Source organism: Micromonospora sp. Llam0, assembly GCF_003751085.1.
Lineage (GTDB): Bacteria > Actinomycetota > Actinomycetes > Mycobacteriales > Micromonosporaceae > Micromonospora_E.
This window is the reverse complement of the sequence record NZ_RJJY01000001.1, coordinates 210752-234686: the sequence shown is the minus strand read 5'-3', so window position 1 is coordinate 234686 and position 23935 is coordinate 210752. Positions and strand designations below refer to the sequence as shown.

The following is a 23935-nucleotide window of genomic DNA, read 5'->3' as shown; positions in this document are numbered from 1 at the left end:
TCGGCATGCGTCGCGATCAGGGCCAGTTGGTGTCAAGGCCCAGGTCAGTACGCGCCGCGGCCGTTGACGACCGCGCCGAAGGTCTTCCACAGGATGGTCAGGTCGCTGGCCAGCGACCAGTTCTCCACGTAGTAGAGGTCGAGCCGGATGCCGTCTTCCCAGGACAGGTCGGACCGGCCGCTGACCTGCCACAGGCCGGTCATCCCGGGCTTGACCAGCAGCCGGCGGGCGACGTCTCCGTCGTAGCGGGCCACCTCCGACGGCAGCGGCGGTCGCGGACCGACCAGGCTCATGTGGCCGAACAGTACGTTCGCCAGCTGCGGCAGCTCGTCGAGCGAGTACTTGCGCAGGAACCTGCCGACCCGGGTGATGCGCGGGTCGTCGCGCATCTTGAACATCAGCCCGTCGGTCTCGTTCTTGGCCGCCAGCTCGGCGAGCAGCTTGTCGGCGTCGACCACCATCGTGCGGAACTTGTAGACGTGGAACTCCCGCCCGCCCTGGCCGACCCGGACCTGCTTGAAGATGACCGGCCCCCGGCTGTCGATCTTGATCGCCAGGGCGAGCAGGGTCAGCACCGGCAGCAGCAGGGTCACCGCCAGCAGCGACACCGACCGGTCGACGAAGCCCTTGACCAGCTTGCGGGTGCCCCGGAACTCGGGTGCCTCGACGTGGATCAGCGGCAGCCCGGCGACCGGCCGGGTGTGGATCCGCGGACCGGCCACGTCGGTCAGCGCCGGGGCCAGCACCAGGTCGATGCCGGTGCCCTCCAACTGCCAGCCGAGCCGGCGCAGCCGGGTGGCGGTCAGCTCCCCGGACGCGGTGACCGCGACGGTGTCGGCACCGGTGGCGGCGGCGGCATCCGGGATGTTGCGGAACGAACCGGCGACCGGCACGTCACCGAGCCGCTGCGGCACCGGGGCCAGCAGCGCGTCCGGGATGCAGGCACCGACCACCCGGTAGCCCGCGTACGGTTCCCGCCGCAGGGTGTGTACCAGCTCCAGCACGTGTGGGGTGTCCCCGACCACCAGCACCTTGCGGAACCACCCCGTCCCGGTGGCCCGCTGGCGGTGCAGGTACTTACGGGCGCCGAACCGGCCGGCGACCAGACCGACGGTGCCAACCGCGAAGGCCACCGCCAGGAAGCCCCGGCTGATTCCGACGTTGGCGACGTAGCCGATGATCGCCACGGTGCCGGCCAGCCGCAGGCTGGCGGTGATCACCCGCCGGTACTCGTCGGCGCCGTAGCCGAGCACCCGGTCGTCGTAGCAGCGCAGCAACTTCAGCGAGGCCAGCCACGCGATCATCAGACACGGGGTCGTCAGGACGTACGGTAGGTCCGCTCCGGTGGCTTCCTCGGCGCCGAAACGCACCAGGTAGCCGGCCAGCACGGCGGCGCAGAGCACGCCGATGTCAAGGGCGGCGATCGCCCGAATGTAGGCACGCTGTCGCGCGTGCAGCACTGCAGTGGGCGCTCCCGGTGGGGATTCCGGTTGCACCACCGCAGCGTTGACCAAAGTCGCCGACGTCACTAGCCCTCCCCAGCTCGCTCGAGTCGACGCAGACCCCGGGCACCTCGCTGGCCCGTCGTTGGTACCGGTGGTGCCGCGGCACCCCGATATCTTGGCCCACCATCCGGTATGGCCGAAGCTTGCGACAGATTACCGTCAGTTGGCCAGGGGGCTTCCACAATAGAGGTACAATATGGAGCCATTTCACAACCCTCAGTCACTCGGTGGCTCGACAAATCCTCTCGAACCCCCACATCACCGACTCAGCGCACGGTTGTCGGGCGGAGAGCGATCGCCTTGAGCAAAATGTCACCGATGTTGGCCGGATCCTCGGTTACGAACACCCCGCCGCCGGTGGTATTGGTGATCGACTCCAGTTCCTCCTGACTCACCCCGTCGCCGATGCCGACGTAGATCACCTGGATGGGCCGCTGTGGATCAGCCGCCTCGGCCAGCTCGGCCAACAGCTCATCCTGGGTCAACCCGCTGTCGTCCTCGTTCCTACCATCAGTGAAGATGACCACCGAGTTGACACGCCCGGCTGCCCATTCGTCCTGCACCGCCAGATAAGCGGCGAGCGTCGTGTCGTACAAACCGGTATTTCCGTTTCGCTTCGGCACGACCTCCGACAGCGACGCTTCCAGCTCCGCCCGACGACTACTCAACGGGCTGATCGGCACGAGTTCCCGCCAGTCCTGCTCGCCGTCCAACTCGGTGGAGAAGATCCATAGTCCGAGGGCCCATGAATCGTCGAACAGGCCGAGCCCTCGGCGGGCCGCCTCCCGGGTGAGATCGGCCCGGGTGACGTTGTCCGCAGTGGGCACCGGCTCCAGCATCGAACCGGAAACGTCGATCACCGCGAGCATCTGGGCGGGCAGGGTGACCGACGTCCAGGTGGCGAGGGTCCGGTCGATCACCACCGGGTCCAGGCCACCGGCCGCCGTACCGCCGGAGTCCGGGGTGACGGTCGCCGGTGCGGTGCCGGCCGGGCTGGGTGCCCCCTGAGGCGCGCTGAAACCGGCCCCCCAGGTGCCATCCGGCGCCCGCAGCCCCTGGTCACCGAGCCGTTCCCGGAACCCGGCACCGGTCAGCACCGAGTAGAAGCCGGCCGCGGCGGCGGCCTTCGCCGGGTCGGCGCCGGGCAGCACCGCGTACGGGTAGTCGAGCGACATCGGCGCCGGTTCCAGGTACAGCGCCGCGAGCGCGATCGGCGGCTGCGCGGCGTTGTACTCGATCACGTCCTCCTCGGACAGGGCGGCGGCACCGAGCGCGGAGGCGACCGACGCGGGATCGGCCGAGCGCGGGAAGCGCGCGATCAGGTCCTCCCGCAGCGCGGACCGGCCGGTGGCCAGGGCGCGCAGCGCCGCCGTGGTCGCCTGCTGGGCGTTCGCTCCCGCCTCGCCGGCCGCCTCACCGAGGGCGAGCAGGCCGGACAGGCCGGCCGCGTCGCGGGTCGGTTCGACGATGCCGGTCCGCAGCTCGGTGCCGGTGGTGATCTGCTGCAGCAGGTCGGTCCAGGTCAGCTGCTGGTCGGGCCAGCCCAGGTTGGTCGCCACCGGCTCGGGCATCGCGACCACCACCGGGCTACGGGCCACCGACTCGTTGTTGGCCGGGGTGAACCCGGGGGCCAGCGAACTCAGCCGGAGCAGCCAGGTGGACGAGTCCGGCACCCACACGTCCGGCGCGATCGCCGTACCGCTGGCCTGGCCGACCCCGGCCAGCGCGACACCGTGCTGCCCGGCGACCACAGCGGCCACGTCGACCGGGTCGGATGCGGTGACCTCGACCGCGACGCAGGTGTCACCGACCGCGCCACTGTCGGCCCGCCACCGGTCCGCCGCCGCCTGCACGGCCGGCGCGATCTCCGGTGTGGCGGAGACGACCAGCGGCAGCGCCCCGGAGCAGGACGGGGCGGTGAGACGTTGGTAGCCGAACCAGACCCCGGCGGTGACGACGACAAGCGCCATCGCCGCTGCGATGGCGCCTGCTCCGCGAACCCGACGTCGCATTCGATGGCGGCCTGGCACGGTCCCATACTCCGGATGCGCAGGCCAGGGTGCCAGGTACGTTCGGACGAAAGTTACGGAGGAGAAACACTTGAATGGAAATTGGTGACTTCAGGTAGCCGCTCCGCTTCCTTACGTTTCGAGAAGACCGGCATGACCCCGTCTGCCTCGGCAAACAGCCCGCGCCGTCATGAGACGGACATCAGCCGCAGGGCCTCAGAAACCCGGCAGTACGCAGGTCGGCGTCGGCGCCGGCGCCGGGTCACCGACCGGGTTCGGCACCCCGTCGGCGGAGTCGATCACGAACACGCCCACCGAGTCCGACCGCTCGTTGGCGACGTACAGATGATCGCCGACGATCGCGAAGTGGCGCGGCCAGCGGCCGCCGGACGACACCTCGGCGACGTACCTCGGCTGGTCGGGGACGGCCAGCGAGAAGACCGCGACGGTGTCCGGGCCACGGTTGGCGACGTAGAGGAAACGGCCGCCCGGCCCGACCGCGATCTCGGCGGGCTGCGCCCCACCGGCCGCACCGCCGGACGACTCGCTCGCCGGCACCCGGGCACGCTCGGTCAGCCCACCGGCCCCGTCGATCTCGTACGCCGTCACGCTGGCATCCAACTCCCCCACCAAGTACGCCCACCGGCCGTCGGGGTGCCGGGCGAGATGCCGAGGGCCGCTGCCCGGCGTCGCCGCCATTGCCGGGTCCGGCTCGGTCAGCGTGCCGGTCGCCGGATCGAGCAGGTAGCGGTGCACGGCGTCGGTGCCCAGGTCGACGACGTACAGTCCGGCACCGTCCGGGTCCGGGGAGACCATGTGGGCGTGCGGACCCTCCTGCCGGTCGGGTCGGGGCCCGGTGCCCGAATGCGTCTGCAGATCGGTACGCGGCAGTAGCGCCCCGTCGTCGTCGACCGGATGCACCGCGACGCTGCCGCTGACGTAGTTCGCGCTGACCAGATGCCCACCCGTCGCGGCGAACGCCAGGTGGCACGGGCTCGACCCGCCGGTGGACCGGCTGCCCAGCGGGCGCAGCCGGTCGCCGTGGACCGACCAGGCGCTGACGGTGCCCTCGTCCAACTCGTTGACCGCGTACAGCACCGGACGGTGCGGGTGCCGGGCGAGGAACGACGGCGAGGCGCACTCGGCGGCCAGCGTGGGCTCGCTGAGCTGGCCGGTCGCCGGGTCCCGGCGGGCGACCATCACCCCGGCCCCGTTCCCACCGCCCTCGGCCGTGTAACAGCCGAGGTAGATCGTCTCTGCCGCCGGATTCGGCTCCGCTACGCGCACCGGACTCCCTTCCGCCGTCCGCGTCGGCCTGGCCCGGCTGGAACCCGGGCCGCCGACGTCGGACACTCGACTCAATCCGTACGATCCTATAGGATCTTTGATCTACCCGCTGCCGGGCCGGGCGACCACCCGACCGGCCACCTGCGGGTCGAGCACCGAGGAGGGTCCCGTGCGGCCAGCGCGTCGTCTCACCCTCACCGACGACGTGTACGAGACCGTCCGCGCCCAGGTGATGGACCACGTGGTCGCCCCGGGCGCCCGGATCAACATCGACGCCCTGGCCCGCGACCTGCAGGTCTCCCCCACCCCGGTACGCGAGGCGCTCGCCCGGCTGGAAGCCGACGGGCTGGTCCGTAAGCGCCCGCTGGTCGGATACACCGCCACGCCACTGCTTACCCGCGACGAGTTCGACGAACTCGTCGAGATGCGGCTGATCCTGGAGACCGCCGCCGCCCGACGGGCCGCCGCCCGGTCGGCGTCCACCGAGCCGGCCACGCTCGACCTGCTCCGCGCGGCCGCCGACCTGCCCGGTCCGGTGCCCGGCGCGCAGGGCTACGCGAGCATCGCCGCCTTCACCGCCCAGGACGCCCGGTTCCACAACCTGCTCGCCGAACGGTCCGGCAACCGGATGCTGCACGACGCGGTCGTCCGCCTCCGACCGCACCTGCACCTGTTCCGGCTGCACTTCCCGCCCACCCACTACCGCACCAGCGGGGCCGAGCACCACCGGATCGTCGACGCGGTGGCGTCCGGCGACCCGGACCGGGCCGAGACAGCGGTACGCGAGCATCTGCTCGCCGCCCGGCAGCGCCACCTCCCCTTCTTCCGGCAGGGCTGAGCCGATGCGCGTCGCACTCTTCGTCACCTGCGTCAACGACGTGCTCTACCCGGGCACCGGGCGGGCCGTCGTGCAGTTGCTGGAGCGGCTCGGGCACACCGTCGACTTTCCGCTCGACCAGAGCTGCTGCGGGCAGCTGCACGGCAACAGCGGGTACCGGGCCGAGGCGATACCCCTGGTACGCCGGTTCGTCGAGACGTTCCGCGACCACCCGGTGGTGGTCGCCCCGTCCGGTTCGTGCGTGGCGATGGTCCGCGACGCGTACCCGCGACTGGCCGCCGACGACCCTGCGCTCGCCGCCGCGGTCGACCAGCTGCGACCCCGGGTGTACGAATTGTCCGAGCTGCTGGTCGACGTGCTCGGCGTCACCGATGTCGGAGCCGCCTTCCCACACCCGGTCACCTACCACCCGACCTGCCACGGGCTGCGGATGCTGCGGCTGGGTGACCGGCCGCTGCGGCTGCTGCGTGCGGTCCGCGGGATCGACCTGCGCGATCTGCCGGACGCCGAGGAGTGCTGCGGTTTCGGCGGTACCTTCGCGATGCGCAACGCCGCCGTCTCCGGCGCCATGCTGGCCGACAAGTGCCGGGCGGTACGCGGCACCGGCGCCCACTACCTGGCGGCGGCCGACAACTCGTGCCTGGCCCACATCGGCGGCGGGCTGACCCGGTCCCGCAGCCCGGTACGAGCGGTGCACTACGCGCAGATCCTGGCCGGCACGGCGGAGGAGCCGAATTGACCAGCACCAGCACCAGCGGCACCAGCGGCAGCGGCAGCAACGACAGCGGCAACGTGACCGCCCGGCTGCCGTTCCCCACCGCGGCCGCCCGCGAGCTGGGCAACGCCCAGCTGCGGGCCAACCTGCACCGGGCCACCCGCACCATCCGGGGCAAGCGGGAACGGATGGTCGCCGAGCTGCCGGACTGGGAGGCGCTGCGGGTCGCCGGGGCGGCGGTCAAGGACGACGTGCTGGCTCGCCTGCCCGAACTGCTCGAGGAGTTCGAGGCGGCGGCCACCGCCGCCGGCGCCCAGGTGCACTGGGCACGGGACGCGGCCGAGGCGGGCCGGGTGGTGACCGACCTGGTCCGGCGGACCGGCGCCGACCAGGTCGTCAAGATCAAATCAATGGCCACCCAGGAGATCGGACTCAACGAGACACTCGAAGCGGCCGGCATCGAAGCGATCGAGACCGACCTCGCCGAGCTCATCGTCCAGCTCGCCGGGGACACGCCGTCGCACATTCTGGTCCCGGCGATCCACTACAACCGGACCCAGATCCGGGAGATCTTCGCCCGCCGGATGCCCGGCGTCGACCTGGCCACCCTCACCGACGACCCGCCGGCGCTGGCCGAAGCGGCCCGCCGCCACCTGCGGGAACGGTTCCTCTCCGCGCGGGTGGCGATCTCCGGGGCGAACTTCGCGGTGGCACGCACCGGCACCCTGGTCGTGGTCGAGTCCGAGGGCAACGGACGGATGTGCCTGACCCTGCCGGAGACGATGATCTCGGTGGTCGGGGTGGAGAAGATCGTCTCGACCTTCCAGGACCTGGAGATCTTCCTGCAGCTGCTGCCGCGTTCGTCGACCGGCGAACGGATGAACCCGTACACCTCGATGTGGACCGGGGTGACCCCCGGCGACGGGCCGCGGCAGCTGCACATCGTGCTGCTCGACAACGGCCGGGCCGACACCCTCGCCGACCCGGTCGGCCGGCAGGCACTGCGCTGTATCCGCTGCTCCGCCTGTCTGAACGTCTGCCCGGTCTACGAGCGGGTGGGTGGTCACGCGTACGGGTCGGTGTATCCGGGGCCGATCGGGGCGATCCTCTCCCCGCAGCTCACCGGCCCCCGGGCCGGAGCGAACCGGACCCTGCCGTACGCCTCGACCCTCTGCGGCGCCTGCTTCGACGCCTGCCCGGTACGCATCGACATCCCGCAGGTGCTGGTGCATTTGCGCCAGCGTGGGGTCGACGAGGCCCGCCGACGCCCGTCCGCCGAGCGCGCCGCGATGGGCGCGATGTCGTGGGTGATGCGCGACCGCCGACGGTACGCCGCCGCGCTGCGCGCCGCCCGCCGGGCAGCCGCCCCGGTACGGCTGGCCGCCGGACGGCGCGGCACGGTCCGCCGGTTGCCGTGGCCGTTGGCCGGCTGGACGGCCAGCCGGGACGCGCCGGTGCCGCCCCGGCAGAGTTTCCGTGACTGGTGGCTGACCCGCCCCGACGGCGGAACCGGGCCACATGACGACAGCGCCGGGCCGCACGAGGACGGGAGGACGCGCAGTGGCTGACGCCCGTACCGAGATCCTGGCCCGGTTGCGGGCGGCGCGGGACCACCGGCCGGTGCCGCTGCCGGTACGGGTGCCACGCGACTACCGGACAGCCGACGCGGAACCGGCCGGCACAGAACCGGCCGACGCGGAACCGGCCGCTCTCCTGGTGGACCGGCTGGTCGACTACCGGGCGACGGTGCACCGGTGTGTACCGGACCGGTTGGCCGACCGGATCGCCGAGGTGCTCGCCGGGGTGCGCCGGGTCGCGGTACCGCAGGACCTGCCGGACGGCTGGCTACGCGGCTACACCGGGGAGGTGCTACGCGACGGCCCCACCCGGCCACTGTCCGTCACCGACCTGGACCAGCCCGGCCTGGCCGCGCTGACCGGTTGCGCGGTGGCGATCGGCCGGACCGGGACGGTGCTGCTGGACACCGGCCCGGCGCAGGGCCCACGCCGGCTCACCCTGGTGCCCGACCATCACGTCTGCGTGGTCCGGACCGACCAGGTGGTGGCCGGGGTACCGGCGGCGCTGGCCCGGCTGGCCGTCCCGACCCGACCGATCACGCTGATCTCCGGACCGTCCGCCACCAGCGACATCGAACTGAACCGGGTGGAAGGGGTGCACGGGCCGCGCCGGCTGGACGTCGTGCTGGTCGACACCGGCCGGCAACCGGCGGCAGGTCAGCCCGCCGGCACCGGCTGACCGCGCAGGTACGCCACATGCTCGACCAGTGCGATCAGCACCGTCTTGCCCGAGCCACGGTTGCGGGCGTCGCACAGCACGATCGGCACATCCGGGTCGAGGTCGAGCGCACGGCGCACCGAGTCCTGACTGAACTGCTGCGCCCCCTCGAAGCAGTTGACCCCGACGACGAACGGCGTGCCCCGCTGCTCGAAGTAGTCGACCGACGGGAAACAGTCGGCGAGCCGACGGGTGTCGGCCAGCACCACCGCACCGAGCGCGCCGAACGCCAACTCGTCCCAGAGGAACCAGAACCGGTCCTGCCCCGGCGTACCGAACAGATAGACCTGCAGATCATCGTTGATGGTGATCCGGCCGAAGTCCATCGCGACGGTCGTGGTGTTCTTGCCCTCCACCCAGGACGTGTCATCGGTGCCCAGGCTGGCGCTGGTCAGCACCTCCTCGGTCTGCAGCGGCCGGATCTCACTGACCGCGCCGACCAGGGTGGTCTTCCCGACGCCGAAACCGCCCGCGATGAGTATCTTCAGCGCGAGTGGGACCCGCCGGGAAGGCTGATGCCAGTTAGAGCGCACGGAGTCCATTGACCACCGCCTTGAGTATGTCGTCGTGGGGGTGAGCGGCCGAAGCCGGGGGTTCGTAGAGGGCGATCAGTCCGGCGGCGAGCAGGTCCCCGAGCAGGACCCGGACCACGCCGAGCGCGAGATCGAGGTCGGCAGCCAGGTCGGCGACCGAGACCGGCTGCTGGGCCAGCCCGACGATGCGCCGGTGTTCCGGCTGCAGCGGGGCCTCCCCGTCGGTGCCCTCCGGTGCTTTCGCCACCACGAAGGCCAGCAGGTCGAAGGTGGCACCGGTCGGCCGCACCCGCCCCCCGGTCACCGTGTACGGACGGACCACCGGGCCGGCGTCGGAGTCCAGCCAGTCGTGGGGTCCGGCCGGATCACCCCGCATCGGATTGCGCCGCAGGTGTCCGGCTCGGTGCGCTGAGGGTCTGCCCGACCCGGGTGACCAGCATCGCCATCTCGTACGCGATGAGGCCGATGTCCGCGTCGGCCGCGGCGAGCACCGCCAGGCACGCCCCGTGCCCGGCCGCGGTGACGAACAGGTACGCCGACTCCATCTCGATCACGGTCTGCCGTACCGGGCCCGAACCGAAGTGCCGGCTGGCGCCCTTGGCGAGGCTCTGGAAGCCGGCGGCCATCGCCGCCATGTGCTCGGCGCCCTCCCGGGTCAGCCCCCGCGACGCGCCCATCAGCAGCCCGTCGGCGGACAGCACGACGGCCTGCTGCGCGGTCGGGACCCGGTCGACGAGGTCGTCGAGCAGCCAGTCGAGGTTCATCGCATGCCGCATGGTGTGCACAGCTACAGCTCCCTCTCCGACTCTTCCGTCGCCGGGGGCGGCAGCACCGCGCCCGGAGGCGGAGTCGCGGTGCCCCGGACCGGGCCGGTCGGCCCGGTCGGGGACGGTTCCGATGCCACGGCAGCCGGCTCGTCGCCGGGACCGGGGGTGCCGTCGCCCGCCGGCGGCACCGGGCCGCCGTCGGCGATCGACGTCGTGTCGCCGGTGCCACCCGGCTGCCCGGCCGCCGGCAGGCCGGCCGCCTGCCGGCCCCGGGCGGTTCCCGCCTGCAACGCGGACATCAGGGACCGCACCTCCTGCGGGGACCGTTGCGGGGCTTCCCGCAGCGGCTGACCGTCGGCCCCGGGCGAATCGGGCGCCTGGCGCAGTTGGGGCGCCAGGCTGGACTGGCGTACCCGGCGCGGCAGGCCGTCCTCGGTGGTCGCGCCCGCGCCACTGGACCGCCGGGTCGGCAGGGTGGTGGGACGGCGGCGGGCCGGCAGCTGCACCCCGGTCGGTTCCGCCGCAGGCTCGGCGGTCGGCCGCCCGGCCACCTCCGGTGCCGGGCCCGGCCGGAGGGTGGTCAGCGCTTCCGGCTCGGGGCCCGGCCGCACGGTGGCCAGCGCGTCCGGCGCGGGAGTCGGCCGGACCGTGGTCAGTGCGGTGGGTGGCCGGCCGGACGGCAGCGCCAGCACCTCGGACTCGGGCACCACCAGCTCCGCCGGGATCAGCGTGACGGCGGTGATCCCGCCGAACGGTGACGGCCGGAGCCGGACCCGTACACCGTGCTTGGCCGCCAACTGGGCGACGACGAACAGGCCGAGCCGGGCGCTGTTGTGCGGGTCGAAGTTCGGCGGCTCGGCGAGGCGCTGGTTGGCGTCCTCGATCGTGTCCGGTTCCATGCCGAGGCCCCGGTCCTCGACCTCGACCGCGTACCCGTTGGGCAGGCTCTGGCCGATGACGGTGACCCGGGTCTGCGGCGGGGAGAAGGACGTGGCGTTCTCGATCAGCTCGGCCAGCAGGTGGATGACGTCGCCCACCGCTCGGCCGGCGACCGCTGCTGCCTCCACGGTTGTGACGTGCACCCGGGCGTAGTCCTCGACCTCGGAGACGGCACCCCGGATCACGTCGACCATCGGCACCGGGTTGCGCCATCCCCGGCCCGGTGCGGCCCCCGCGAGGATCACCAGGTCCTCGGCGTGCCGACGCATCCGGGTCGCCATGTGGTCGACCCGGAACAGGTCCTCCAGCTCCGTCGGGTCGGTGCTGCGCCGTTCCATCCGGTCCAGTACGGCCAGCTGCCGGTGCAGCAGCGTCTGGCTGCGGCGGGCGATGTTGAGGAACGTCTCGTTCAGCCCGCGACGCAGCGCCGCCTCCTCGACGGCCGACCGGACGGCGGTCCGCTGCACCTCGCTGAACGCGTGCCCGACCTGGCCGATCTCGTCGGCGCCGTACTCCAGCGGCGGGGCTTCGGTGACGACGTCGACGTCCTCGCCGCGCCGTAGCCGGGCGACCACCCCGGGCAGCCGCTCGCCGGCCAGCTCCAGGGCGGCGGCGCGCAGCCCGGTCAACCGGTGGATCAGCGACCGGCCGACCCGCAGCGAGATGACCACGGAGACGATCACCGCGGCCAGGCCGACCAGGCCGGCCGCGGCGAGCCGGGCCAGAATGGCGATCGCGGTCGGCATGCTGCGTTCGGTCAACGCGGCGGCGGCGAGCAGCTCGAACTCGCGCAGCTGCTCCTGGACCAGCTGGTAGCTGGCCCGCCAGCGGGACTCGGAAACCGGCAGCCCGTCCTCGGCCGGCCCGCCGGCGATCAGCGTGTCCTGCATCTGCCGCAGCCCGGTGTAGTCGTCACCGGCGGCGAGCTGGTGGTAGGTCCGGCTGTCCGGGTCGGGCAGCTCGGCCACCGCCCGGTCGAACAGGAACCGTTGGTTGGCCACGATCTGCACCAGCTGCAGGTGGCCGGCGGCGGTCAACTCACCGGCAGCGAAGGCCCCGGCGAGCAGAGCGTCGGTCCGGCCGAGCAGGTCGCGGCCCAGCCCGATGTCGGTCAGCGCCCGCGCCTGCCGGTTGATCTCGTTGTCCGGCAGCCCGGCCAACGCCCCGAACATCTGGAACGCGGTGTCGACGATGCCGCTGTAGAGGCCCAGCGCGCCGGCTGCGTCCATCTCCCGACGCTCGATGAACCCTCGGCCGGACGGCAGCAGTTCCAGCTCGGACAGGGTCGCCGCGATCCGCTCGTCCAGCACGGACGGATCCGCCGGCGGCTCGTCGCCGCGAGCGGAGCGCCGGAACTCCTCGACCGCCGCGTCGGTCGCCTCCCACTGGGCCCGCAACTGCCGCAGGTCACCGGCGCGCAGCGCGTTCTGACCATCGGCGCGGGACAGGTACACCACGGAGAGTCGGCGTTCCCGCTGCAGCTCGACCATCACCGCTTCGCCGGGGCGGCCGACGTCGTCGAGCAGTGCCTGGGCACCCAGCAGGCTCAGCGCCGGGCCGACGGTCAGCGACGTCGCGAAGATCCACAGCGCCAGCAGCGCGGCGATCGGGACAGCGACCAGCGCAACGATCTTCGAGCGGATCGACCAGTTGCGGGTATTCATCAGACCTCGCCGGCGCGGTGGTGGCTGAGCTGGCGCGGCGGATGCGAACCGACCGGTCCGGGTGAGTGGACGGTCAGTCGTGTCCGGCGCCTCCGGAAGGATACGTAATTAACGGCTCAGGCACTACCAGAGGCACTCAGCGGTCGATTGTGGGCACGGAGCGTACCGAAAGCGGCCACATACGGCGGCATCCACGGTCGTCGTCGCGACCTGCAGCGGACCACCCCGGCGGCCGATCCGGATCAGATGCCGGCGAGATCGTCAAGGAAATGTGACAAACCTGGATTGAGGATCCCGGTCGAGCGGGAATACCAGGGCGAGAAGGAGGAACAACCATGTCGCCCATCGAGATCGTCCTCATCGCCGCCGTACTTCTCGTCGTGCTCGCAGCGCTCGCCCTGCTCTGGACCCGGTGGCGGCGGCGCCACGACCTGCGTGGCACCTTCGGTCCGGAGTACGACCGGGTCGTCGCCGAGCAGGACAGCCGCAGCGCCGCCGAGCGCGAGCTCCGACAGCGGGAACGCCGGCACGCCGAGTTGACCCTGACCCCGCTGTCCGAAACGTCCCGCGCCCGCTACGCCGCCGCCTGGGCCGACGTGCAGACCCGGTTCGTCGACGCGCCTGGCGCCGCGGTCGGCGACGCCGACGAACTGCTCACCCGGCTGATCGCCGAACTCGGCTACCCGACCGGGGACTACGACGAGCAGGTGGCTCAGCTCTCCGTGGAGCACGCCCGTACTCTCGGCAGGTACCGCGAGGCGCACGAGATCCATCTGGCCAACGAGCGCGGGGAGGCGAGCACCGAGCAGTTGCGTCAGGCCGTGGTGCACTACCGGGCGCTCTTCGCCGAGCTGCTCGGCGAGGACCCCGTACCCACCACGACCCCGACCGAACAAGCCTCGACCCCGACGGAAGCTTCGACCCGCTGAGGAGAGACACCATGGCCCGCACCGATCAGTGGCACGACGAACGTACCGAGGTCATCACCCCGCACGGCGGACCGGGCCGTCCGGACGCCGGTCACGACCGCGACGGGTACGTGGACCCGGACCGTACCGAGGTCGTCTCCGGCATGGCGACGCCCGACCGGGACGAGCCGGTCCACCACGAGCCGGTCGAACAGCCGACCGCGTTCGGCGCCGCCACCGTCGGCGGCGCGGTCGCGGCCTCGGCGATGGCTGGCCCGGAGCGGCTGCACGAGCCGCGCGACCCCAGCGACGACGACACCGTACGGGTGGGCGACGGCGGCGAACCGCAGCAGACCGGGCAGCCGGTGCCGGCGGGACAGCCGGTGCCAACGGGGATCTTCGCGACGGAGCAGGCGGACGCGTTCCGGGACCGGTGGCGGGACGTGCAGCTGCGCTTCGTCGACGACCCGCACGCCGCGGCGGGCGAGGCACAGAACCTTGTGACCGAGGCCGTCGAGGCGCTCACCGCGGCGTTGACCGCGCAGCGCGACGAACTCGGCGGGTGGACCGACGCCGGTCCGGAGGACACCGAGCAACTGCGGATGGCGGTCCGCCGCTACCGGGACCTGCTGGACCGGGTGCTGTCGCTCTGATCCGTCGCCAGGACCCGACCTTCCCGATCTCAGCGACCTCCGGCGCCAGCTGCGCCGGAGGTCGCGCATGTCCGCACGTCGGCGCCCCGCGCATATCCGCCCCTGCCCCGGGTACCCCTGTCCTCGACGGCTCCGACGGGAGGGGGCAACCATGACGGACCGGGACCATGCGATCGGCCGGGTGCCGCTGGAGGAGGAACCGGCGGTGGTAGCCGCTGTCGAGGACGACACCACGGTGCCGCTGCTGGTCACCGATCCGGACACGGAGCAGGACGGTCCGGATTTCCAGCCACCGGACGGCAAGGCCGGTCCGGTCCGGGTGCGGACCGGTGCCGAGCAGCCGTGGGACGCGGAGGACCTCGCGGTGGCCAAGGGTGGTGACGGCAGCCCGGAGCAGGTGGAGCGGGCGCGTCAGGAGCTGGAACACGACGGCGCTGCGGCGGTTGAACGCACCGTGCCCTGACCGGAGGGATCCGGAGGGCCACTCAGAGACCGATATGGGGCGGGGCCCGGTGCCGTGTCCGGCACCGGGCCCCGCTCAGCGTTACGCCCAGCCTTACGACAACGGCGGGTACGCGTTCGCCATCAGCTCCTGGAACTGAGCCGAGAACCAGTGCCCGGAAACCGGCGCGTCCGGCAGAGCACCACTCATGTTGTTGTTGTTCCGCGGGTTACCCGTGTACGTCGGGTCACACATCCGGTCGAAGCCCTTACCCTCGTCGTTCGGGATCTCCGAACTCGAACCGTCCGACTCACCCGGCGGCTTGATCCACACGTACGCGTCGATACCCGACGCGGGCGCCGCGGTCGGACGCTCACCCAGACCCGCACCCGACTGGTTGCACCAGTTCCCCTTGTGGATCCGCCGGTCGACCCGCGACTCGTCGATCCGGGTGTTCAGATCACTGGCACTGCTCGGCCCGGTCGGCCGAGACGCACCACCCCACCCGTTCCGCGACGTGTCAATCAACATCCCCACGCTAGAGGAGAAGCCTTCCTGCACGAGCCGCTGCCGGAACGCCTGCGCGAACGACAACTCGTCGTTGTAGTAGTTCCAGTCGATCCAGTTCGACTGCCGGGTGGTGCCGTCAACCGTGATGTACGGCTCCTGCAACGCCGAGAAGTTCGCCGTGTTGGTGGCGAAACCGTGCACGTCCGACGGCGAGGCACCCGACGCGTTCGCAGCCTCCGCGATGATCTGCGCGCTCGGACCGAAGTTACTGTCCCAACCGAGCCAGCCGTGGTGACCCGCGTCCACGTAGTTGTACACGTTCGGCACCGCACCGAGCTGCGCCAGCGCGTAGCCGACACCATTGACGTAGTTGCCGTTGGCCAGCATCACGTCACACTCCGGAACAGCGGTCTCCCGACCACTCACGTTCGTGACCAGGTTCGGCAGCGAGTCGATCTCGATCACCGACACGATCCGCAGGTTCCGGTACTCCGCCCGACCCATGATCTCCGCGATCGGATCGATGTAGTCGTCCCGGTACGCGTCGATCTCATCCGGACCCAGCTCACCGTTGGACGCCAACGCCGAACAGTCCCGACCCGGCAGGTTGTAGATCACGATCTGGATCGCCAACGACCGGCTGCCGTTCGCCGCGTCCTGCGCCACCGCCTCGTCCAGGTGGTCGGCCAGACCCATGTCACCGGTCGTCGGGCTGTTGTTGCCGTAGATCGCACTCGTCCGGTCCAGCCAGACCGCGGTCGGCTGATCCGCGATCCGGCTACCACCCGGCTCCGCCGCCGCGTTCGCACTCCAGATCGGGTTCACGTACACATCCGCACCCACGTACGGGTTGTCCACCCGCGGCCCACCGGTCGGCGGCGGAGACGTCGGCGGCACCGTGGTAGGCGGCACCGTGGTGGGCGGCAGCGTCGTGGGCGGCGGGGCGGTCGTGGGCGGCGGCGCGGTGGTCGGCGGCGCGGTCGTGACCGGCGGCTGGCTCGTCGGCTGGGTGGTGCCGTTGCAGGCCACGCCGTTGAGGCGGAACACCGTCGGTGCGGTGTTGGTGCCGGAGTAGCTCGCGTTGAAGCCGGGGTTGACGCTGGCGTTGGTGCCGAGTGAACCGTTCCACGGCGCATTGCGCAGAGTCACCCGCGTACCACTCTGGGTGTATTCGCTATTCCACGCCTGAGTGATCTGCTGGTTGCCGGAGTAGTCCCACTCCAGGGTCCAGTTGCTCAGCGGGTCACCGAGGTTGGTGACGGTCAGGTTGGCGGTGAATCCGGTGTTCCACTGGTTGACCGAGTAGTCGACACGACACCCGGCGGCGGCGCTGGCCTGGGTGGCCGCGACGACGAGCACACCGGAGCCGAGTACGACCGCGGCGGCCGCGGACAGGCCGCGACGCATCCGCGAGCGCCCAGCGCCGCGTAGTGGGTTCAGGTTCATGCGGAGTTGTCTCCTCGCGACATAACTGGTCACCGGCGCATCGGCCGGGACCCTGGTGAGGTCGGTGCACCACCTGTCGTCGGACGGACGACTCGGCGGTCGGATCGCCGGTCCGGAAGATCCGGTTGCCCTCGGCGAACAGGTGTGCTTGGCTGGCTCCGCAGCGCCAATCGATCATTATCATGTCATGGGAACGCTCCCACCGCAACCGCCCGGAAACCTGCCGGTGACGATCCCCCACCCGGTCCCCGCCCGGCGCGGCTCAGCGCGCACGCCCGGCATCACCTGATGCCGGCCCTGGTCGGAGCGACCACGCAACGGCGGATGTGACCCAGCCCACTGACCCGCGCGGCGCCCGAAATAACCGGCATATCAGGTTGTTGACCCCCGGTGATGGACCGCTAGTCAGTCCGGGCGGCTCGCGAACGGCCCCGCGTCGCCTGGTGTCCCGCACCCTCCCCCACCCCCCGGAGGACACCGGCATGTCCGTCTTCGCCAACACCCGCGTGCACCCGACCCCGCCGACGCCGCACCCGACCCCGCCGCACCCGGCCCCGCCGACGACCCGGCCCGGCCCGCACCTGCCGTCGGTGACCGTCGTCATCCCCACCATCAACGAAGAGCGGAACCTGCCGCACGTCTTCGCCCGGCTCCCCCGCGACGTCGACGAGGTCATCGTCGTCGACGGCGGCTCGGTCGACCGTACGGTGCAGGTCGCACGGGAACTCTGGCCGGCGGTGCGGATCGTCCAGCAGACCCGTACCGGCAAGGGCAACGCCCTCGCCTGCGGTTTCGCCGCCGCTACCAGCGACATCGTGGTGATGATCGACGCCGACGGGTCGACCGACCCGGCCGAGATCCCGCGCTTCGTCGCCGCGCTGCTCGCCGGTGCCGACTTCGCCAAGGGTTCCCGCTTCCGCGCCGGTGGCGGCAGCCACGACATCACCCCGCTGCGCCGGCTCGGCAACGAAGGCCTCAACGGCATGGTCAACCTGCTGTTCGGCACCCGGTTCACCGACCTGTGCTACGGCTACAACGCCTTCTGGCGGCGGGTGGTCCCGACGCTGGACCTGCCGGACCCGACCACCCCCCGGCCCGCCGACGGCGGCAAGCTGTGGGGCGACGGCTTCGAGATCGAAACGTTGATCAACGTACGGGTCGCCGCCCACGGGCTGCGGATCACCGAGGTGCCGAGCATCGAGCACCTGCGGATCCACGGCGAGAGCAACCTCGACACGGTGCGCGACGGCACCCGGGTGCTGCGCACCATCCTCAGTGAGTTCGGCCGCGAACGCCGACTGCGCCGGACCCGCCGGCAGCACCGCCGGCAGCAGACCGCCGCCGTACCGGTGACCGTCGAGGAGGGCTGAGCGATGCGTCGACCAACCGTCAGCGTGGTGGTACCGACCCACCACCCGGACCGGCTCGCCGGGCTGCGGACCGCCGTCGAGTCCGTCCGCCGGCAGGACCTCGCCCCGGCCGAGATCATCGTCGTGGTCGACCACCACCCGGCGCTCGCCGACCGGATCCGCCGGGAACTGCCTGCGGTGACCGTGCTCGGCAACGCGTACCAGCGGGGTGTCTCCGGCAACCGCAACACCGGTGCCCGGCACGCCGGCAGCGACCTGGTGGTGTTCCTCGACGACGACGTCGTCGCCCACCCAGGCTGGCTGGCCGGACTGGTCGCCGCCTTCGCCGACCCCAAGGTGGTCGGGGCCGGCGGCGCCATCGAACCCGCCTGGGAACGGCACCAGCCCGGCTGGTTCCCCGCCGAGTTCCGGTGGGCGGTCGGCGGCTCGTACGCCGGCCAGCCGGTCCGGCCCGGACCGGTGCGTAACGTCTGGTCGGCCAGCATGGCGGTACGCCGCGACGCGTTCCTCGCCGCCGGCGGCTTCCGCACCGGCTTCGGCAAGGTCGGCAACCGGGCACGGCCCGAGGACACCGAACTCTGCCTGCGGATGGCCGCGGTCACCGGCGGGCAGTGGTGGTACGTGCCGCAGGCGGTCATCTCGCACGGCGTACCCGTCAGGCACAGCACCTTCCGCTACTTCCTGCGCCGCTGCCACGCCGAAGGCCGCGGCAAGATCATGATGGCCGGGCTGCTCGACGGCGCGCCCAGCCTCGGCGCCGAGCAGGACTACCTGCGCCGTACGCTGCCCGCCGCGCTGCGCCGGGAGATCGGCGCGGCCCTGCGCGGACGCGGCCACCGGCACGCCGCCCGGGCCGGCGCCATCCTCGCCGGCACCGCCGCAGCGGCCACCGGCGCACTGACCGAACTCGCCGGCCGCACCACCCAGACTCCGTCCCCACCCCCACCGATCGGAGCCGCCCCATGAACCCGCGTACCTCCGTGCACTTCCCGGCCGGCACCGCGGACCGGATCCCGGCCACCGTCATCGACCTGGAAATCACCGACCGGCTCCCCGACGTCCCCGGGACCGACCCGGCCGGCCGCCGGGTGGAACGCGCCTGGCTGCTGGTCCGGCAGTTCACCCAGCCGATCGGCGCGCTGCTGCTCGACGTACCGCCGCACGGGCTGACCGCCGCGGACCTCGCCGCCGCCGTCGACCGGGAGATCCCCCCCGCCGACCGGCCCGAACCCGGCTACCTGACCCGGCGGGCCGAGGTGCTCGACGACGCGCCGCACATCACCGTGGTCGTCTGCACCCGGGAACGGCCCGCCGGGCTGGCCCGCACCCTGGACAGCGTGCTCGCCCAGCAGTACCCCCGGTTCCGGGTGCTGGTGGTGGACAACGCGCCGGTCAGCGACGCCACCGTCCGGGTGGTCGCCCGGGCCGCCGACGGCCACGGAGCACCGGTCGACTACGTCCGCGAACCCCGGCCCGGCCTGTCGCACGCCCGCAACCGGGCGCTACGCGCCACCATCGGCGAGATCGTCGCCTGGATCGACGACGACGAGGTGGCCGACCCGCACTGGCTCGCCGAGATCGCCCGCGCCCTGGCCGACCACCCGCAGGCCGACGCGGTCACCGGGGCCATCGTGCCGGCCGAGCTGGCCACTGACCCGCAGCTGTGGTTCGAGCAGTACGGCGGGCACAGCAAGGGTCGTGGCTTTACACCGGACGTGTTCTCCCCGGCCACCGCACACCGGCAGAGCCCGCTCTACCCGCTGCCGCCGTTCGGCGCCGGCGGCAACATGGCCTTCCGGCCCGGTGTGCTGGAGCGCATCGGCGGCTTCGACACCGCGCTCGGTGCCGGCACCCCGGCGATGGGCTCCGAGGACACTCTGGCCCTGATGCAGGTGCTGGTCGCCGACGGCACCGTCGCCTACCAGCCCAGCGCCCTGGTCTGGCACCACCACCGCCGTGACCTCACCGGGCTGCGCAACCAGCTGGTCGGCTACGGCACCGGGCTGACCGCCGCCTACACCAGCCTGCTGCTGCGCGAACCGCGGCTGCTCGGGCCGCTGCTGCGGCTGGCCCCGACCGCGCTGCGCGACACGTTCGGCGGCGGTGGCGGGCAGCGGCTGGCCGGGCTGCGCGACGACTTCCCCCGCGAGCTGGTCGGCGCCAACCGGCGCGGGCTGCTCGCCGGGCCGGTCGCGTACCTGCGCAGCCGGATGGCCGACCGGCGGCTGCGCCGTCGGATGCGGGGCTGGCCGTGACCGCCGCGGGCACCACCGTCCCACCGGCGGCGGCGGTGGTGGTGGTGGTGGTGGTGGTGGTGGTCCGCCGGCCGGCGCTGCTGCGCAGCGCGGCGGCGCTGATGACCTCCACGGTGGCCAGCGCCGCGCTGGGGTTCGTGTTCTGGGTGGTGGCCGCCCGCTGGTTCGCGCCGGAGGCGGTCGGGCGGGCGTCGGCGGCGGTGTCGGCGATGACGCTGCTGGCCGGGCTCGCCCAGCTCAACCTGATCAACCTGTACGCCCGGTTCCTGCCCGGTGCAGGTCGGCACACCCGCCGGCTGGTGCTCGCCGGATACGCCGCGTCAGCGGCGATGTCACTGCTGCTCAGCGGCGGGTTCCTGGCCCTCGGCATGGGCACCGGCATCATCGGCCCGGCACCGACGCAGCGGCTGTTCTTCGTCGCCGCCGTGGTCGGCACGGCGATCTTCTTCATCACCGACGGAGTGCTCACCGCGCTGCGGCGGGCCGGCAGCGTACCGGCGAAGAACGTGATCGCGTCCACCGCCAAGGTGGCGCTGCTGCCGCTGCTGGCCGGCACCGCCGCCGGCGACGGCATGCTGGTCGCCTGGTCGGTGCCGATGCTGGCGACCATGCTCGGGGTCAACTGGTGGGTGCTGGCCCGGCTCGCCCCGGCACACGCCCGCACCGCACCGGCGGCCCCCGCCCCGGCCCGGCGGGAACTGCTCGGCTTCGCCTCCGCCGAGTACGTCAACGGGCTGCTCACCAACGCCGTCGCGTACCTGCCGCCGGTGCTGGTGGCCAGCGTGCTGGGCGCCACCGCCAGCGCCTACTTCTACATTCCGTGGGTGATCGGGGTGGCCGGTAGCACTCTGCTGTGGAACGTCGTCACCTCGTTCGTGGTCACCGCGTCCAGCGACGCGACGGCGGCCCGGGCACACGTCGACCGGGCGGTCCTGCTGGTCGCGGCGGTGGTGCTGCCGGGTGCGGCCGTGCTCGCCGGGGCGGCCGGGCCGCTGCTGCGGCTGCTCGGCGGGCAGTACGCCGCCGAGGGCGCCGACACGCTGCGGCTGATCGGGCTGTCGCTGCCGTTCACCGGGGTGATCCTGCTCTACTGCGCATTCGCGATGATGGAGAAGCGGATGTGGCCGGTGGTGACCGTCCAGTCGATCGGCATCGCCGCGTTCCTGCTGGTCAGTTGGGTCGGGTTGCCCCGGGTCGGAATCATCGCGCCGGCCGCCGCGCTGTGTATGGCACAGGCCGCGGTCGCGATCGTGCTGCTTCCCGGGCTGATCCGCCGCTACCGGGCCACCGGCGACGCGACGAACGCCCCGGCCTGGGCCCGACGTACCGCCGAGTCCGAGACCGTTACCGCCGACACCGGAGGTGCCGGATGACCGATCTCGCCCTGCGTCCCGTCCGCCCGTTCCCCGAGCCAGCGGCCGTGCCGGCCGCCCCGGCTGCCGAGACCACCCCGGCCGGTGCCGCCGGCCGGCGTGGCGACACCGCGACGGCCGGCGACACCGGGCCAGCCGCCGACACCGCGCCCGACCCGCGTGCCGGCCGGACCGGTCAGGCGTGCACCGGTCTGATCGTCGCGGTCCTGGCGCTGCTCGGCCTGGCCGCCGGCACCCCGTGGCAGGCCCCGACCGCGGTCGCGTTCGCCGCCCTGGGCCCCGGTGCCGCGCTGCTCAGCCACCTGACCGTCCGGCCGGCGGCGACCCGGTGGGCGACGACCGTGCTGGCCAGCCTGGCCGGGTACGCGGCCGTGGCCACCGGAGCGGTCTGGGTCGGCTGGTGGCAGCCCAGGCTGGCCGTCGGCGCGATGGCGGTGGCGGTGGCGGCCGTCAGCGCCGCCGGCCTGCTCCGGGCCGCGCGAGCGGGCCACGGCCTCGGTTCCCGCCCCGGGCCGGTCCGACGGTCGACCCTCGCCGGGCGGCCGACCCTCGCCGGGCGGCCGGCTGTCGCCTGGTGGCCGCTGCTGGCGCATGCCGTAGTGATCGGTGCGGCGTTGGCGCTGTGGTGGATCGCGGTGTCCCGCACAGATGTGACGGAGGTGGGCGGTTTCGGGCTGCTGGGCACCGTCAGTCCGTTCTTCCTGGCCGCGCTGGCGCTCACCGTCGCCGGCTTCGTCGCCGCGCTGGCCGGGCTGCGGCCAGTCGCCGACCGGCCTATCACGCCCGACCGGACGACCGCGCCCGACCGGGCGACCGGGCGCGGGCTGGCCGTCGCCGGCTACCTGGTGCTGCTGGTCGTGCTGCTGCACGGCACCACCCCGCTGCTGCTCGACCAGCCGCAGTACGCCTGGACGTACAAGCACCTCGGGGTGATCGACCTCATCGCGGCGGGCAACCCGGTCGACGCGGCGACCGACATCTACCAGCAGTGGCCGGCGCTGTTCGCCGGTGCCGCTCAGCTCGGCGCGGCCGGTGGCATCGCGCCGGCCACGCTGGCCGACTGGTCACCGGTTTTCTTCAACCTGGCCGCCGCCCCGGTGCTGTACGCCATCGCCCGTACCCTCGCCGACGACCGGCGGGTGGCGTACCTGACCGTGTTCGGGTTTTTCGCGATCAACTGGGTGGAAGAGGACTACCTGTCCCCGCAGGCGTTCGGTTTCCTGCTCAGCCTCGGGGTGCTGCTGATCGTGCTGACCTGGCTGCGCTCGCCGGCCGGTGCCAGCGCATCGGACCGCCGCGCCGGACCGGACCGCCGGGTCAGGGGCTGGGCGACAGGGGCTGCGCTGGCGCTGCTGGCCGTGCTCACCGCCGCCCACCAGCTGTCGCCGTACCTGGTCGTGGCGCAGGTGGCCGTGCTGGCCGCGCTGCGGCTGGTCCGGCCCCGCTGGCTGCCGCTGGCGATGGGCGCGGTCGTGCTCGGCTACCTGCTGCCCCGGTTCGGGTTCGTGTCGGCGGCGTTCGGCGTCTTCGACGGGTTCGACATCTTCTCCAACGCCGCCGGCAACGCCGAGAGCTGGGGTTCGACCGGGCAGGCGTTCTCGGCGATCGTGGTCCGTACGCTCGCGCTGACCGTCTGGGCGCTGACCGTGCTGGCGGTGCTGGCGTACCGTCGCCGGCTGCGCACCGTGCTGGTGCCGGCGCTGCTGGCCGCCACGCCGTTCGTCCTGCTCGCGGCGCAGAGCTACGGCGGCGAGGCGATCTACCGGGTGTTCCTGTTCTCCGCGCCGTGGTGCGCTTTCCTGATCGCCCGCGCGGTGGTCGACCGGGCCGACCGACGTCTTGACCGCGCCGACCGACGTCTCGACCGCGCCGACCAGCATCAGGTTGGCCGGCGTCGGCGTCGGCGGTGGTGGCTGGGGCCGGTCGCGGCGGTGGCGGTGGCCGTGGCGCTCGGCGGCTTCGCCCTCGGTACGGTGCAGGGTCGGCACGGGCAGCTGGCCGTGGACCGGCAGACCGCCGACGAGGTGGCCGCCGCCCGCCAGCTGTACGCGACCGCCGAGCCGGGTGCCACCATCGCGGTCGCCACGTCCAACTTCCCCAGCCGGCTGACTGCGGCGTACCCGGGATTCAACACCGACGTGCCGGCCGGCGAGCCGGACCTGGTGGTCGGTGCGCAGCTGCGCGGCGCGGCGCTGGACGGCGAGCACCTGCCGGCGATCGAGGAGTTCCTCGGCTCGTTCACCGGCGACCCGGCGTACCTGGTGGTCAGCGACGGGATGCGGCGGCAGTCCGACTACTTCGGCTACTTCCCGCCCGGCTCGTTGGACCGTCTGGAACGGTTGCTCGACGGCCGGGACGGCTGGTCGGTCTTCCAACGCAGCGACGACGTCACCGTCTACCGGTACGCCGGGTGACGGGCCGTCCGG

At 72.6% G+C, this 23935-nt stretch carries 20 protein-coding genes; 12 read left to right on the top strand and 8 right to left on the bottom strand.

Annotated features, from left to right (window positions below):
- Positions 1–44: 44 nt before the first annotated feature.
- The 3 genes from EDC02_RS01090 to EDC02_RS01080 form a co-directional block, all read right to left on the bottom strand.
- Positions 45–1529: a sugar transferase gene (locus tag EDC02_RS01090; protein WP_370461405.1), complete on the bottom strand. Its 1485-nt coding sequence runs from the start codon at positions 1527–1529 to the stop codon at positions 45–47.
- Between the two features lie 242 nt (positions 1530–1771).
- A complete protein-coding gene (locus tag EDC02_RS01085) occupies positions 1772–3475 on the bottom strand; it encodes a substrate-binding domain-containing protein (RefSeq protein ID WP_233605680.1) in 1704 nt (567 codons plus the stop codon).
- Positions 3476–3730: 255 nt separating this feature from the next.
- Positions 3731–4801 carry a lactonase family protein gene (locus EDC02_RS01080; RefSeq protein WP_123600314.1) on the bottom strand — a complete coding sequence of 357 codons (1071 nt, stop codon included), beginning with the start codon at positions 4799–4801 and terminating at the stop codon, positions 3731–3733.
- Between the two features lie 169 nt (positions 4802–4970).
- Here EDC02_RS01080 and EDC02_RS01075 point away from each other — a divergent pair, with 169 nt between their 5' ends.
- The 4 genes from EDC02_RS01075 to EDC02_RS01060 are packed head-to-tail and all read left to right on the top strand — an operon-like array spanning position 4971 to position 8610.
- Positions 4971–5639, top strand: a complete 669-nt coding sequence (locus EDC02_RS01075; RefSeq protein WP_233605679.1) for a GntR family transcriptional regulator — start codon at positions 4971–4973, stop codon at positions 5637–5639.
- Between the two features lie 4 nt (positions 5640–5643).
- Entirely contained in the window at positions 5644–6378 is a 735-nt protein-coding gene (locus tag EDC02_RS01070; RefSeq protein ID WP_123600313.1) for a (Fe-S)-binding protein, read from the top strand.
- 53 nt (positions 6379–6431) lie between these two features.
- Positions 6432–7922, top strand: a complete 1491-nt coding sequence (locus tag EDC02_RS01065) for a lactate utilization protein B (RefSeq protein WP_199757783.1) — start codon at positions 6432–6434, stop codon at positions 7920–7922.
- Positions 7915–8610 (top strand): LUD domain-containing protein, encoded by a 696-nt coding sequence (locus EDC02_RS01060; protein ID WP_233605678.1) that lies wholly within the window; start codon positions 7915–7917, stop codon positions 8608–8610. The genes EDC02_RS01065 and EDC02_RS01060 overlap by 8 nt, the downstream gene beginning before the upstream one ends.
- On the opposite strand, the gene EDC02_RS01055 is transcribed toward EDC02_RS01060, so the two are convergent.
- Genes EDC02_RS01055 through EDC02_RS42495 form a run of 4 tightly spaced genes read right to left on the bottom strand, consistent with a single transcriptional unit; the run spans position 8589 to position 12552 of the window.
- Positions 8589–9191: an ATP/GTP-binding protein gene (locus EDC02_RS01055; RefSeq protein WP_123600310.1), complete on the bottom strand. Its 603-nt coding sequence runs from the start codon at positions 9189–9191 to the stop codon at positions 8589–8591. The two genes, EDC02_RS01060 and EDC02_RS01055, sit on opposite strands and share 22 nt — an antisense overlap.
- A complete protein-coding gene (locus EDC02_RS01050) occupies positions 9172–9558 on the bottom strand; it encodes a DUF742 domain-containing protein (protein ID WP_123600309.1) in 387 nt (128 codons plus the stop codon). Before EDC02_RS01050 ends, EDC02_RS01055 begins: the two co-directional genes overlap by 20 nt.
- Entirely contained in the window at positions 9548–9958 is a 411-nt protein-coding gene (locus EDC02_RS01045; protein WP_123604380.1) for a roadblock/LC7 domain-containing protein, read from the bottom strand. Before EDC02_RS01045 ends, EDC02_RS01050 begins: the two co-directional genes overlap by 11 nt.
- Before the next feature lie 11 nt (positions 9959–9969).
- On the bottom strand, positions 9970–12552 hold the full coding sequence (locus tag EDC02_RS42495; protein WP_123600308.1) for a nitrate- and nitrite sensing domain-containing protein: 2583 nt from the start codon (positions 12550–12552) through the stop codon (positions 9970–9972).
- Between the two features lie 335 nt (positions 12553–12887).
- Between EDC02_RS42495 and EDC02_RS01035 the strand changes: the two genes are divergently transcribed.
- The 3 genes from EDC02_RS01035 to EDC02_RS01025 all read left to right on the top strand — a co-directional run bounded on the left by EDC02_RS01035 (position 12888) and on the right by EDC02_RS01025 (position 14576).
- Positions 12888–13481: a hypothetical protein gene (locus EDC02_RS01035; protein ID WP_123600307.1), complete on the top strand. Its 594-nt coding sequence runs from the start codon at positions 12888–12890 to the stop codon at positions 13479–13481.
- 11 nt (positions 13482–13492) lie between these two features.
- A complete protein-coding gene (locus tag EDC02_RS01030; RefSeq protein WP_123600306.1) occupies positions 13493–14113 on the top strand; it encodes a hypothetical protein in 621 nt (206 codons plus the stop codon).
- Between the two features lie 151 nt (positions 14114–14264).
- Positions 14265–14576, top strand: coding sequence for a hypothetical protein (locus EDC02_RS01025; RefSeq protein WP_123600305.1), 312 nt, complete (start codon positions 14265–14267; stop codon positions 14574–14576).
- Positions 14577–14669: 93 nt separating this feature from the next.
- On the opposite strand, the gene EDC02_RS01020 is transcribed toward EDC02_RS01025, so the two are convergent.
- Positions 14670–16511, bottom strand: coding sequence for a glycoside hydrolase family 6 protein (locus EDC02_RS01020; RefSeq protein WP_199757466.1), 1842 nt, complete (start codon positions 16509–16511; stop codon positions 14670–14672).
- Positions 16512–16993: 482 nt separating this feature from the next.
- Here EDC02_RS01020 and EDC02_RS01015 point away from each other — a divergent pair, with 482 nt between their 5' ends.
- Genes EDC02_RS01015 through EDC02_RS00995 form a run of 5 tightly spaced genes read left to right on the top strand, consistent with a single transcriptional unit; the run spans position 16994 to position 23923 of the window.
- Positions 16994–17881: a glycosyltransferase family 2 protein gene (locus EDC02_RS01015; RefSeq protein ID WP_123600304.1), complete on the top strand. Its 888-nt coding sequence runs from the start codon at positions 16994–16996 to the stop codon at positions 17879–17881.
- 3 nt (positions 17882–17884) lie between these two features.
- Positions 17885–18847, top strand: coding sequence for a glycosyltransferase family 2 protein (locus EDC02_RS01010; RefSeq protein ID WP_123600303.1), 963 nt, complete (start codon positions 17885–17887; stop codon positions 18845–18847).
- Entirely contained in the window at positions 18844–20136 is a 1293-nt protein-coding gene (locus tag EDC02_RS01005; protein ID WP_123600302.1) for a glycosyltransferase family 2 protein, read from the top strand. Before EDC02_RS01010 ends, EDC02_RS01005 begins: the two co-directional genes overlap by 4 nt.
- Complete coding sequence (locus EDC02_RS01000) at positions 20133–21509, top strand: lipopolysaccharide biosynthesis protein (protein ID WP_123600301.1); 1377 nt, start codon at positions 20133–20135, stop codon at positions 21507–21509. The genes EDC02_RS01005 and EDC02_RS01000 overlap by 4 nt, the downstream gene beginning before the upstream one ends.
- The gene (locus EDC02_RS00995; protein ID WP_123600300.1) at positions 21506–23923 is read left to right on the top strand and encodes a hypothetical protein; all 2418 of its coding nucleotides are present in this window, start codon (positions 21506–21508) and stop codon (positions 23921–23923) included. Before EDC02_RS01000 ends, EDC02_RS00995 begins: the two co-directional genes overlap by 4 nt.
- The last annotated feature ends 12 nt before the right edge of the window (positions 23924–23935 follow it).